Source organism: Sphingomonas degradans (assembly GCF_053502645.1).
Genome location: NZ_CP177172.1, coordinates 2,921,576 through 2,934,290, shown reverse-complemented (window position 1 = coordinate 2,934,290; position 12,715 = coordinate 2,921,576). Strand labels below are relative to the sequence as shown.

General features: G+C 65.3%; 12 protein-coding genes and 1 tRNA gene. 4 read left to right on the top strand and 9 right to left on the bottom strand.

Features of this window, described 5'->3' with window-relative positions; translation table 11 throughout:
- Positions 1-132: 132 nt before the first annotated feature.
- Positions 133-2,013: an alpha/beta hydrolase family protein gene (locus ACG3SL_RS13285; protein WP_448661634.1), complete on the top strand. Its 1,881-nt coding sequence runs from the start codon at positions 133-135 to the stop codon at positions 2,011-2,013.
- Between the two features lie 129 nt (positions 2,014-2,142).
- On the opposite strand, the gene ACG3SL_RS13280 is transcribed toward ACG3SL_RS13285, so the two are convergent.
- The 7 genes from ACG3SL_RS13280 to rpmH form a co-directional block, all read right to left on the bottom strand.
- Positions 2,143-2,469, bottom strand: coding sequence for a gamma-glutamylcyclotransferase family protein (locus tag ACG3SL_RS13280; RefSeq protein WP_448661633.1), 327 nt, complete (start codon positions 2,467-2,469; stop codon positions 2,143-2,145).
- Positions 2,469-3,593, bottom strand: coding sequence for an acyltransferase family protein (locus ACG3SL_RS13275; protein ID WP_448661632.1), 1,125 nt, complete (start codon positions 3,591-3,593; stop codon positions 2,469-2,471). The genes ACG3SL_RS13280 and ACG3SL_RS13275 overlap by 1 nt, the downstream gene beginning before the upstream one ends.
- Entirely contained in the window at positions 3,590-4,228 is a 639-nt protein-coding gene (gene yihA, locus ACG3SL_RS13270; RefSeq protein ID WP_448661631.1) for a ribosome biogenesis GTP-binding protein YihA/YsxC, read from the bottom strand. Before yihA ends, ACG3SL_RS13275 begins: the two co-directional genes overlap by 4 nt.
- Positions 4,225-5,946 carry a membrane protein insertase YidC gene (yidC, locus tag ACG3SL_RS13265; RefSeq protein ID WP_448661630.1) on the bottom strand — a complete coding sequence of 574 codons (1,722 nt, stop codon included), beginning with the start codon at positions 5,944-5,946 and terminating at the stop codon, positions 4,225-4,227. Before yidC ends, yihA begins: the two co-directional genes overlap by 4 nt.
- Positions 5,947-5,968: 22 nt before the next feature.
- Entirely contained in the window at positions 5,969-6,181 is a 213-nt protein-coding gene (gene yidD / locus ACG3SL_RS13260; protein ID WP_448661629.1) for a membrane protein insertion efficiency factor YidD, read from the bottom strand.
- Positions 6,178-6,528 (bottom strand): ribonuclease P protein component, encoded by a 351-nt coding sequence (gene rnpA, locus ACG3SL_RS13255; protein ID WP_448661628.1) that lies wholly within the window; start codon positions 6,526-6,528, stop codon positions 6,178-6,180. The genes yidD and rnpA overlap by 4 nt, the downstream gene beginning before the upstream one ends.
- A gap of 101 nt (positions 6,529-6,629) precedes the next feature.
- Complete coding sequence (gene rpmH, locus ACG3SL_RS13250; RefSeq protein ID WP_044332822.1) at positions 6,630-6,764, bottom strand: 50S ribosomal protein L34; 135 nt, start codon at positions 6,762-6,764, stop codon at positions 6,630-6,632.
- 364 nt (positions 6,765-7,128) lie between these two features.
- On the opposite strand from rpmH, the gene ACG3SL_RS13245 reads away from it, so the two are divergent.
- From ACG3SL_RS13245 to ACG3SL_RS13235, 3 genes are all read left to right on the top strand, one after another.
- Positions 7,129-8,637, top strand: coding sequence for a YifB family Mg chelatase-like AAA ATPase (locus ACG3SL_RS13245; RefSeq protein ID WP_448661626.1), 1,509 nt, complete (start codon positions 7,129-7,131; stop codon positions 8,635-8,637).
- A 91-nt stretch (positions 8,638-8,728) separates the two neighbouring features.
- Positions 8,729-8,813, top strand: a tRNA-Leu gene (locus ACG3SL_RS13240).
- Positions 8,814-9,019: 206 nt separating this feature from the next.
- Complete coding sequence (locus ACG3SL_RS13235) at positions 9,020-10,183, top strand: tyrosine-type recombinase/integrase (protein ID WP_448661625.1); 1,164 nt, start codon at positions 9,020-9,022, stop codon at positions 10,181-10,183.
- A 480-nt stretch (positions 10,184-10,663) separates the two neighbouring features.
- Here the strand turns inward: ACG3SL_RS13235 and ACG3SL_RS13230 are convergent, their stop codons facing one another.
- Both ACG3SL_RS13230 and ACG3SL_RS13225 read right to left on the bottom strand, forming a co-directional pair.
- Positions 10,664-11,296, bottom strand: coding sequence for a TetR family transcriptional regulator (locus tag ACG3SL_RS13230; protein WP_448661624.1), 633 nt, complete (start codon positions 11,294-11,296; stop codon positions 10,664-10,666).
- 112 nt (positions 11,297-11,408) lie between these two features.
- Positions 11,409-12,683, bottom strand: a complete 1,275-nt coding sequence (locus tag ACG3SL_RS13225) for an acetyl-CoA C-acetyltransferase (protein WP_448661623.1) — start codon at positions 12,681-12,683, stop codon at positions 11,409-11,411.
- Positions 12,684-12,715: the final 32 nt, after the last annotated feature.

The following is a 12,715-nucleotide window of genomic DNA, read 5'->3' as shown; positions in this document are numbered from 1 at the left end:
GGGGCAACCGGGCGCACCGAACATCGCTTGATCGCGCGATGCAAAAGTACGACCACTGAAAACAGGGGCAAGACAAACGATTCGGGGGGAATAATGCTGCGTTACGGTTTGGGCCTGCTGTTGGCAGGTGCAATGGTCTCGCCTGTGGTGGCGCAGGAGCAGAAGCGGGTTCCGATCGCCACAGAAGTATTTGCCGAACTGCCCGCGATCGAAGACCCGAGCATTTCGCCGAACGGCAAGACGATCGCCGCGAAGGTGGCCGTCAACGGCGTGCAGTATTTCGCGATCGTCCCGCTCTATACCAACGAGGCGCCCCGGCTGGTCGGATTGGGGGATACCGATCTCAACTGGTGGAAATGGGTTAATGACGACTGGCTCGTGCTCGGCATCGGCAAGCTGGTGCCGGTCGAAGGCGATGAGTGGTATCTGTCCCGCGCGATGGCGCTGAACGCCACCACGCGGAAGATGACCGTCCTCGCCAAGAAGGACGCGGCCCAGATGGCCGACGACGTGCTGTGGACGGCGCGCGACGGCTCCACGCGCATCCTGATGGCGCTCCAGACGTCGGTCTTTTCGAGCGAGCCTGGCTTCTATCCGCGCGTCGAGGAAATCGACATTGCCACCGGCAAGCGCAGGACGGTGACCGAAAGCCATGACGGCGTGTGGGACTGGTATCCCGATGGCGCGGGGGTGGTGCGGATGGGCATCGGCATGACCGATGACGGCCGTTCCCGCCGCCTGCTCTATCGCGACAACGCGAAGGCGTCGTTCAAGGTCGTCGATCGCGCCAAGACACGCGAGGATACGCTGACCGTGCCGGCGATGTTCCTGAATGAACCCGGCAAGGCAGTGATGATCGCCGACGACGAACAGGGCTATTCGGCGCTGTACGAGATGGACCTCAAGACGCTGGCGCGCGGCAAGCAGTTGTTCGGCACGCCGGGCTTCGACATCGGCGGGCTGGTGTCGGATGCCGATGGTTTCAATTACCTGGGCGTGCGCGTGAATCAGGACAGGCCCGGCATCCACTGGACCGATCCCGCCCTGGCCGCGCTCCAGGCGCAGGCAGAGGGCTATATCAAGGGCGGGGCGCCGCGCATCCTGTCGTTCAGCCGCGACCGCAGCGCCGCGATCGTCCATGTCGGCTATGCCAATGCGCCGGGCGCCTATTTCCTGTTCAAGCCGGCAGAGGGCGTGATGTCGCCGCTGGGCATGACCAACGCCACGCTGGGGATGAAGCGGCTGCATCCGGTCAAGACGATCCGGTACAAGGCGCGCGACGGGCTGGAGATCGCGGCGGTGCTGACGCTGCCGCGCGGGGTGGAGGCCAAGAACCTGCCGCTGATCGTGATGCCGCACGGCGGCCCCTTCGCCCGCGACACCGAGGAATGGGACTGGTGGACCCAGTTCCTGGCCGATCGCGGCTATGCGGTGATCCAGCCCAATTATCGCGGCTCTTCGGGCTATGGCACCCCATTCACCGAAAAGGGTGAGGGGCAATGGGGCCTGGCGATGCAGGACGACCTGAACGATGCGGTCAAGGCGCTGGCCGATCAGGGCCTGGCCGATCCCAAGCGCGTGTGCATGGTGGGGGCGTCCTATGGCGGCTATGCAGCGATGCGCGCGGCCCAGCGCGACGGCAAGCTCTATCGCTGCGCGGTGTCCTATGCCGGCGTGTCCGACCTCAACCGGATGCTGCGCCAGAACAGTAACTTCCTCGGCTCCGGCGCGCGGCAGGACTGGCTGAAGAAGCAGGCGCCGGACCTGAAGGGCGTGTCGCCGCTGTTCGCGCCCGAGCAGTTCTCGATCCCCATCCTGCTGTTCCACGGCAAGCAGGACCGCGTCGTCCAGCCGGTCCAGAGCCGCGCAATGGCGAGCAAGCTCAAGGCGGCGGGCAAGGATTATATCTATGTCGAGCAGCCCGAGGGCGACCACCATTTCTCGCGCAGTGCCGACCGGCTGGAGTTCCTGAAGGCGCTGGAGGCGTTTCTCGCCAAGCATAACCCCGCCTGAGGGGGTAATCGTGTCTCCCTCTCCCCTTGTGGGAGAGGGAAGGGGCCCGCCGCCATGGGCGGTGGGAAGGGTGAGGGGGACGGCCCTCCAAATGCGTACCCCTGCGCCTGAGGCAGAGCGAACGCCTTTTCAGGCCAGGACATACACCCACGCGCGGGTGCCCGACGCGAGCGTGACGGGCACACGACGGTAATTCTCGCTTTCGTAGACATCGGCGGCGGCGAGTTCGTCGGGGGTGAGGGCGAACACCATCCCCGCGATCGCCGGCCCGTCGCCGGGGACCAGCGCCAGATGCGTCTCGATCCCGCTTGCGGCCAGCACGTCGGGGTCGCGGATCTGGACCTGGGTGAGGACGAACCCCGTCAGGCTGTCCGCCGCGCCCGTCAGGAGCCGCCCGAACTGGCTGCGCTGCACGCTCTCCAGCTGAAGCGTGCCATAGGAGAAGAGCTGCTCCATCACAGCCGCAAATGGATGCCGCGCCGGTGCAGCGGGATCAGCATCGCCAGCACCACCGCGAGAATGACGACCGCATAGAGGAACGAGGCGAGGAAGGGATCGGGCACGACCCGGCTGATGGCTGCAAATCCCACCGCCTGGAAGCCGAGCCGCATCCCCGCGAGCCCGATCAGCAGCGACAGCAGATAGCCGAGGATCGCGTTCATCCCCAGCACGTCTAGCGGCCACAATGCCCTGCGCACCGCCGGTCGCCGCGCAGCGCGCTCGCACAGCGCGAACAGGATGCCACCAAGCCCCGAGGTCAGCAGCGCATAGCTGCTCGACCACAGCTTCTTGTTGAGCGGAAAGACCGTGGCGAGCGCGAGTCCCGCCAGCGCCAGCGCGCCGCCCGCCAGCGCGATGCGCATCAGCCCCCGCTCCGGCGCGCGCTTCCACACCAGCGCCGCCAGCGTGCCGAGCAGGACATTGGCAAGCGCGGGCAGGGTGGAGAGCAGCCCTTCGGGGTCATAGACGATGTTCCCCGCCGCATCGGTACCAAAGCGCCACATATGCGCGGTGCCCACGGTGATGCGATCGACATAGCCGGCCAGATTGCCCTCGGGCGTCAGTATCCCCGCGCCGTGGCCGGGCACCGGGACCAGCGCCATCAACGCCCAGTATCCGAGCAGCAGCGCGGCGGTCGCGGCGGCCAGTGCCGCGCCGTTCAGCGCCCGCTTGCCGTCGGCGCGGGGGCGGGCAGTAAGGATCGCAAGGCTGGCGGCAAGGCCATAGCAAAGCCCAAGGCGGGGCAGCACGCCGAACACGCGGAACGTCTCAAGCCCCGGCCGCGCCAGCATCTGCCACGCCCAGCCGATCGCGATTAGCAACAGCGTGCGGCGCAGGATGCGCGTCCAGCCCGCGGCGTCGATCCGGCGCGGGAAGGAAAGGCCCAGCGCGAAGCCCATCGCGCAGAGAAAGGCGGGAAACACCAGATCGGTCGGCGTGAAGCCATCCCACGCGGCATGATCGAGCGGCCACCACACATGCTCGCCCGAGCCGGGGGTGTTGACCAGGATCATGCCGGCAACGGCCAGCCCGCGGAAAATGTCGAGCCCGGGAACGCGCTGGGGCCCGGCAGCGGTCAACCAACCGCTTCCAGTACGGCGGCGCGCAGTTCCGGGATGCCCATGCCTTTTTCGGACGAGGTCACGAGGATGTCCGGGTGCGCCGCCGGGCGCTTGCGCACTTCCTCGGCGGTACGTGCGGTCACTTCGGCCAGTTCGCTCGCCTTGATCTTGTCCGCCTTGGTCAGCACCACGCGGTAGCTGACGGCAGCGGCGTCCAGCATCTCCAGGATCTCGCGATCGACTTCCTTGATGCCGTGGCGCGAATCGATCAGCACCAGCGCGCGCTTGAGCACGTCGCGCCCGCGCAGGAAATCGTTCACCAGATAGCGCCACTGGCGGATCATGTCCTTGGGCGCTTTGGCAAAGCCATAGCCGGGCATGTCCACCAGCCGGAAGGCCAGCGGCTCGCCCACGTCGAAGAAGTTAAGCTCCTGCGTCCGCCCCGGCGTGTTCGACGTGCGCGCCAGACCGTTGCGGTTGGCGAGCGCGTTGAGCAGCGACGATTTGCCGACGTTCGAGCGGCCGGCAAAGGCGACCTCGGGAACGTCGGGGCTGGGCAGATGCCGCAGCTCGGGCGCCGATTTCAGGAACGCGACCGGGCCGGCGAAGATCTTGCGCGCGGTTTCGATCGCGTCGGGGCTGAATGCACTCACTTTGCGACCGCTTCCTTCTTCGCGACCGGCACCTTGAGCCCCGGATGCCGCGAATACAGCCATTGCTGCTGGAGGATGGTCAGCACGTTGGACGTGATCCAGTACACCTGCAGGCCCACCGCGAACGGTGCCATCACGAACATCAGCATCCACGGCATGATCGCGAAGATCTGCTTCTGCATCTCGTCCATCGGCGCCGGGTTCAGCTTCATCTGATAGTACATCGAGATGCCGAGCAGCACCGGCACGACGCCGATCGCCAGGAAGCTGGGGGGCGTGAAGTTGAGATAACCGAACAGGTTCAGGATCGTCGCCGGATCGGGCGCGGACAGATCGTGGATCCAGCCGAAGAAGGGCTGGTGCCGCATTTCGATCGTGATCAGCAGCACCTTGTACAGCGCGAACATGATCGGAATCTGCAGAAGGAGCGGAAGGCAGCCCGCGATCGGGTTCACCTTCTCTTCCTTGTACAGCTTCATCACTTCCTGCTGCTGGCGCTGCTTGTCGTCCTTGTAGCGCTCCTGAACCGCCTTCATCTTGGGCTGGAGCACCCGCATTTTCGCCATCGACGCGAACTGCTTCTGCGCGATCGGGAACAGCAGGCCACGGATCGTGATCGTCAGCAGGATGATCGCGACGCCGAAATTGCTGACCATGCGGAACAGCCAGTCGAGATAATAGAAGATCGGCTTCTCGATGATGCCGAACCAGCCCCAGTCGATCGCGCGATCGAACTGCACGATGCCCAGCTTGTCCTGATAATCCTCGAGCAGCTTCACTTCCTTCGCGCCGGCGAAGAAATGGCTGGTGTAGCTGATCTGCTTGCCCGCCGGCACGGCGAGCGGGCTGGCGAGCTGATAGTCGGCCTGATACGCCTTGGACGGGGTCTGGCGCTGGTTCACCTGGATGGGAATGCGCTGGTCGGGGATCACCGCGGTCAGCCAGTAATGGTCGGTATAGCCCGCCCAGCCGCCGGTGGTGGCAAAGCTGGTCGGTGCCGAATCGACATCGGTATATTTCAGATATTTGGCCGCGCCGTCCTGGATCGCGACCGGGCCGACATGCGCCGCCCACTGGCCCGGGTCCTTCGACTTCTCGGCGCGCGAAACCAGCGCGTACGGCGTCACCGAGACAGGAGCGGCACCGACATTGGCGACGCTCTGCTTGACCGTGAACATATAGTCGGCGTCGACGGCGAGCTCGATGCGGAAGATCTGGCCGGCGGCGTTGCGGGTGCTGAGCGTGACCGGGGTGGCGGGCGTCAGCGTGGTGCCGCTGGCCTGCCACACGGTGTTCGCATCGGGGGTCTGGACGCCGGCGCCCTGCCAGCCGAACTGCGCGAAATAGGCCTGGCCCGCGCCGCTCGGCGAAAGCAGCCGGATCGGCGGCGAATTCTTGGCGACGGTCTCGTCATATTTGCTGAGGACGAGATCGTCGATCCGTGCGCCCTTGAGGTTGATCGACCCCTTCAGCGACGGCGTGTCGATCGCGACGCGCGGGCTTTCGTCCAGCACGATCTGGCGATCGCGCAGCGCGCCCGGCGAATCGACGGCGGGGCCGGCGCGCGGATCGGGCAGCGCCTTGCTCTTGCCGTCTTCCAGCTTGGTCGTGGCGGGCGATTGCTGCGGGAACACCCAGTGCATGATCTGCGGCCAGCCGAACAGGATCAGCGCGGCCAGCACTGCAAAGAGCACGAAATTCTTTTGGTCGTCTTTCACCGGTGTTTCCCTGGAAATTCCATCATGGCACGGGATCGTAGCCGTGCCCGCCCCATGGATGGCAGCGCGCGAGGCGGCGAGCGGCCAGCCAGCTGCCCTTCACTGCCCCATAGCGGCGAAGCGCCTCGATTGCATAGGCCGAACAGGAGGGTTGATAGCGGCAGGTGGGCGGCAGCAGCAGCGACGGGCCCAATTGCCACGCCCGCGCAACCAGGATGAGCAGGCGCGCGATCACCGCTTCACCTTTGACAGCGCCTTTGCCAGCTGATGTTTGAGGTCCGCGAAATCGCGCTCGATCCCGCCGTTGCGGCCGATCAGGACATGGTCGGCGCCGGGAATCCCTGCATTGGGCAGGATCTCGCGCGCCAATACGCGGAAACGCCGCTTCATCCGGTTGCGGACGACGGCGTTGCCGACTTTCTTGGATACGGTAATGCCGATTCGCATCGTCGAATCGGCGTCCTGCCGCGGGCGAACCAACAGGACAAAAGCGGGCATGGGCGCCCGCTTGCCCGCGTTCGCGGCAAGATAGTGCTTGCGCTCGGTAAGCTGCGTAAGCGCCGGTGTCGCTTCGGAAGGCATGGGCGAATCAGTCGCCGAGCCCGGTTCCGTGGCGACGGCGTCCCGAAGGGCGCCGGGCCGGGAATCGGGCTGGACCGAAGCCGCCGATGCCGTAACCGAGGTTACGCCGACAGCTTGTTGCGGCCGCGGGCGCGGCGGGCGCGGATCACGTTGCGGCCACCGGGGGTCGCCATCCGCGCGCGGAAGCCGTGCCGGCGCGCACGCACCAGGTTGCTCGGCTGAAAAGTCCGCTTCATCGCTCATCCTCAAGTATCTAGAACGTAAAAGGGCCACCACTAGGGCGGCCGTGTGAGGGGTGCCCATAAAGGCGTGCGGTGCCGAAGTCAACGCGGCTTGGCCCGGAATCCGCGTGGTGCCGCCTCCGCACGCGCGATTTCCGCCGCCGTATCGCGTTCGCGGCCTTGGCGAACGCGGCGGTGGCGCGGTGCCGTGCCGGCGTGGCGGCCGAATCGGGGAGGGCGGGGTTCATGCCGCAGAGGTGGGTGCGGTGTGTTGCATTGGCAATACGGCCGCCGCCGGGTTGCTCCATTTCGGCGGCGAACCGTTCCACATCGGACAATTCGCGCTATGCTCGCCCTCTACCGGGGGGAGAAGGCGAACGTGGTCGCGAGCGTATCGACGGTTGCCTATCTGGGTCTAGAGGCCCGCGCGGTAGAGGTGCAGTGCAATCTGGTCGCCGGCCTGCCCAAGTTCGTCGTGGTGGGCCTGCCCGACAAGGCCGTGGGCGAGAGCCGCGAGCGCGTGCGCGCCGCAATGGCCGCGATCGGGCTGGCGCTGCCGCCCAAGCACATCATCCTGAACCTGTCGCCGGCGGACCTGCCCAAAGAGGGATCGCATTTCGACCTGGCGGTGGCGCTCGCGCTGCTGGGGGCGATGGGCGTGGTAGATGCCGAGACGCTGGCGGGCTATGTCGTGGTCGGCGAACTCGCGCTGGATGGCCGCATCGCGCCGTCGCCGGGGGTGCTGCTCGCCGCGCTCCATGCCTCCGAAATCGGCAAGGGGCTGGTGTGCCCGGCTGCGCAAGGGGCAGAGGCGGCCTGGGCCGGGCAGATCGAAGTCGTCGCGGCGCCCGACCTGATCGCGCTGCTCAATCACTTCAAGGGCCAGCAACTCCTGTCCGCGCCGGTCGCCGGGGAAGTCGAAGCGCCCGTGCCGGGACCCGATCTGCGGCAGGTGCGGGGACAGGAAACGGCGAAGCGCGCGCTGGAGATCGCAGCGGCCGGGGGCCATAATCTGCTGATGAACGGGCCGCCGGGTGCGGGCAAGTCGCTGCTCGCCTCGTGCCTGCCCGGCATCCTGCCGCCGCTCGACGCCGCCGAGGCGCTGGAAGTATCGATGGTCGCGTCGGTTTCGGGCACGCTCAACGGCGGGCGGCTTACTCGCACGCGGCCGTTCCGCAGTCCGCACCACTCCGCATCGATGGCGGCGCTGACCGGCGGCGGATTGAAAGTGAAGCCGGGCGAAGTCAGCCTCGCGCATCTGGGGGTGCTGTTCCTCGACGAACTGCCCGAATTCCAGCGCGCGGTGCTCGATTCGCTGCGCCAGCCGCTGGAGGCGGGGGTGGTCAGCGTTGCGCGGGCCAATGCGCATGTGACCTTTCCGGCGCGCGTCCAGCTGGTTGCGGCGATGAACCCGTGCCGGTGCGGGCATCTGGGCGATCCGGCACTCGCCTGCGCCCGTGCGCCGCGCTGTGCGGCGGATTACCAGGCGAAGGTCTCGGGCCCGCTGCTCGACCGCATCGACCTGCACGTCGATGTCCAGCCGGTGACTGCCGCCGACCTGATCCTGCCGCCGTCGCCCGAGGGCTCGGCTGAGGTCGCCGCGCGCGTGGCGGAGGCGCGGGCGATCCAGCGCCGCCGCTATGGGGGAAAGACGGTGCGCACCAATGCCGAGGCCGACGGTCCGGTGCTCGAAAAGGCGGTGGTGCTCGACGCGCCCGCCCAAGCGCTGCTGGCGCAGGCGGCGGAGACGATGCGGCTGTCGGCGCGCGGCTTCCACCGCGTACTCCGCGTTTCGCGCACGATCGCCGACCTGGCGGGGGCCGACGGCGTCGGGCGCATCCATGTCGCCGAGGCGCTGCGCTATCGCCGCCAGTCGCCGCGAAATTGAGGGGGCGGTGGGAAAGGGGCCGCAATCTGCGCCCCAACGCATTTCACCCGCTTGCCCTGCGCGCGCCCATGGTCTAGCCACGCCCTCCGCTGCCCCTGTGGCGAAATTGGTAGACGCGACCGACTCAAAATCGGTTGCCGCAAGGCATGCTGGTTCGAGTCCGGCCAGGGGCACCAGTACATATTGAGAACATTGTAGAAATCCGCGGACAACTGCGATGAAATCGCTGTTGGCAATCGCGTGGTTTCTCACGTTGTTCCGCTAAGGCCCACGAAAAGTGGGCCACGAATCGGTGGACCACGGGCCTCGCAGCAGTCGTGGCCCACCATGCTAACCGTCGTTGGAATCGGTGCGCTGAGGCCTCGCGATCGCCCGTTCTACGGTGTTGGACGGCGACGGCCCGTATCTCCTCGTCCAGCCATCCGGGGCATTGCTCTGGCGCTTTCGCTACAAGGTTTTCGGGATAGAGCGGGAGCTTTCGCTCGGGGGCTTTCCCCAAGTGACGCTTCAACAGGCTCGGCGGAAGCGCGACGAGGCGCGTTCCGAGCTCACGGATGGCTTTGACCCAGTCGAGGCCAAACGGTTGAAGCGCCTGGAAGCGGAACACTCGGCGAAGACCACGTTCGGGCTGGTTGCCGGCGAATATATCGAGAAGATGGAGCGCGAGGGGAAATCCGCCGCTACGCTGAAGAAGGCGCGTTGGTTTCTGGAGCTGCTGGCCGGCATCGCCAAGCGGCCGATCACCGACATCACCCCGCACGAGTTGCTGGACACGCTCAAGCGTGTCGAACGAAAGGGGCACCATGAAACGGCGGTTCGTCTGCGGTCCTTTGCCGGGCGGGTGTTTCGCTATGGCTTTGCGACGTTGCGCACCGAGCGAAACCCCGCCGAAATCCTTCGCGGCGCGCTGATCGTCCCACGCGTGAAGCATCACGCCGCTATTGTCGAGCCGAAGAAAGTGGGGGAACTGCTTCGGGCGATTGAGGACTATAAGGGGCGACCGGAAACGCTCTATGCCCTGCGCATCGCGCCGCACGTCTTCCTGCGGCCGGTCGAACTGCGGCAGGCCAAGTGGAACGAGATCGACTTCGTCGACAAGGTCTGGCGGGTGCCGCCCGAGCGCATGAAGATGAAGCAGCCGCATGCCGTGCCGCTATCGCGTCAGGTGGTGTATATTTTGCAGGAGCTGCGTTCGCTTCCACGAACGAGCGAATATCTGTTCCCCTCGCTCTACACCACGCAGCGTCCGATTTCAGACAACACGATGAACGTTGCGCTCCGGCGGCTGGGCTTCGACCATGATGAAATGACCAGCCATGGCTTTCGCGCGATGGCCAGCACGCTGCTCAACGAATCGGGCCTGTGGCACCCCGATGCAATCGAGCGGGCGCTGGCGCACGGCGAAAGGGATCGCGTTCGGGCAGCATATCATCGTGGCGCGCATTGGGAGGAACGCGTTCGCATGGCACAATGGTGGTCGGATTATCTCGACGAGCTGCGGGTGGGAGGCACGGTAATCAAGGCGAAATTCAAGAAGCGCGGATGAAGTCGGCCTAATGGTCCGCGGTGAAGGGAACCAACCGGTTGAAATACACGTCTTAAAATAGGTGCTTACCGCACCGCAGCAAAATTTGAGCCCCGGGGGTCAGGCCCCACTCCCCTTTCGTAAATCGGGTTCGAAGCACGAACGCGATCGGGTTGGGCAACTACGAACGTCGGAAATGTCCCACGATCGTTCGGCAGCTGGCGACCAGCTTAAGCCATTCCGATGTAAAAGCCGGAATGTCGGCGCACACCGGAACCGGCCATTCGTTCTGCCATATTCTCTCTATCTCATCCGTTTCGCCGGATAAGTGTTTGCACCGCGAAGCACCGCAAATCCGGTGACCACACGGCTGGCGAGGTGTTGCCGATGGGTATGGCCTTTCGATCGACGTGGCGACGGTAGTACTCGGCATCGAACTGCTCTGCCGCTCGACGGAGTAAGTATGTGGAACGACAATTGGAGGCGGGCAGCCGATCCGCTTCAAGCGCGGCTTCGGTCGACCAGAATGCCGTTGAGTATGAGGTCCAGCAGGGCACGCGTATAGTCTTGGCGGAGAGCTTCGTCGATTTGTCGGACGCCAAACGCGTGGTTCAATACATGCTGGCCGAAGAAGAGCTGATCGCACGCCCCCATCACGATGAAGTAGAACATCATCGGATCGATGGCGCGGAATGCGTTGCTTTCCACGCCCGCCTGAAGCAGCCGCCGCTGGGCGTCAGCGAGTGGGCGTGAAATTGTTTCCGATACCCGATAGGCCGATTCTTTATCGGCCAGCATCGCGTGTATCAGCCTGTTGATAAAAGGATAGCGGAAATAGACGTCGATGATGCCCTTGATATGAAGCTTCAGCTTCTCGACGGGCGGTAGATCCATCTGGACCAGGCCGTTCAGTTGGTGCAACCCACGCGACAGCACGTCTTCGGTAAGCGCGAGTAGCAGGCCGTTCTTGCTGCCGAAATAATATTTCACCAACGCGGAATTGAGCTGCGAGCGCTGCGCAATTTCGTTGAGCGAGATGTCGATACTTCCCTGCTCGATCATCAGGTCCGCAGCTGCGCGCAGCAGCAAGGTTCGCGAAGAGACTTTATCACCTGCACCGGACGTGGCGGCCATTCGAAGAAATACCTGAAGCTGAAGCCTGGGCTATGCCGGAGTGGTCCCATTCAATCAACTGATGAATTGAACGATACTGTGCCTTGTCGCGCGGATGCCTAGTGTGCGTGCTTCAGGCGACGGCTGCGCCTGCGTCGAGCCGTTCGACGATGACCGCTGGCGCCATGCCACCGGCGGCGCACATGGTCACCAGCCCATAGCGTCCGCCCGATCGTTCGAGCTCGTCCAGCACCGTGCCTATGAGGATGGCGCCTGTCGCGCCGATCGGGTGACCGAGCGCGATGGCGCCGCCGTTGACGTTCACCTTGCTCCGGTCGAGGTCTAGGTCGCGCATGAACTTTTCGGCGACGACGGCAAAGGCTTCATTGATCTCCCACAGGTCGATATCGTCCTTTGCGAGACCCGCCTTGGCCAGCGCCTTTTTCGCCGCGGGAACGGGAGCGTTGAGCATCAGCGTCGGATCGTCGCCGATATTGGCGGTCGCGACGATCCGGGCGCGGGGATGCAGCCCATGCTTGCGCGCATAGGCGGCTGACGTCAGCAGAATTGCCGCAGCGCCGTCCACGACACCCGACGAATTGCCTGCATGGTGGACATGTTCGATCATCAGGCCCGGATAGCGTCGGCGGATTTGGTCGCCAAAGGTCGCGCCGCGGTCGCCATAGGGCTGGTCGGCCAAGCCGATAAACGCCGGCGTGAGCTGGGCGAGCCCTTCGGCGGTGGTTCCGGGCCGGGGATACTCGTCGCGAGCCAGCAGCACAGTAGCGTCTTCTGCCCGTACGGGAACGATCGAACGGTCGAATCGCCCTTCCGCGATCGCGCATGCCGCTTTCCGCTGGCTCTCCAGCGCGAGCGCATCAAGCGTCGCCCGATCGATCTTCTCGATCGTCGCGATCGCGTCGGCGCAGATCCCTTGATGGGATTGTGGATGGACGCGGTCGAGATGCGCGTTGTGCGCCCCCATCAGCGTCGGTGGGCGGCCGGCAGCGGCGTCTTCGGCGGCGAGCGTGGCGGTGTAGCTCATCATCTCAGTCCCGCCGGCAATCACGACTTCCTCCATGCCGGACATCAGCTGCGCTGCCGCGAGGCTGACGGACGAAATTCCGCCGCCGCAGAAGCGGTCAAGCGTGAGGCCGCTCGCGGTTACCGCATAGCCTGCGTCGAGCGCGGCCATGCGCGCTAGATCACCGCCCTGCTTGTCGCGCTGGGTGCTGGTCGACCAGAGGATGTCGTCGACATCTGCCGTGTCGAGCTGATTCCGGTCGCGGATCGCTGCCAGCACTGTCGCGGCAAGATGTTGCGGATGCAGATGGGCGAGCGCGCCCTTTCCCGTCTTGCCGATGCCGCGAGGCGTGCGGACGGCGTCGATGATGAGAGCGTCGGACATGGTCTTTTCCTCGAACCGTATCAGCCTTCGGC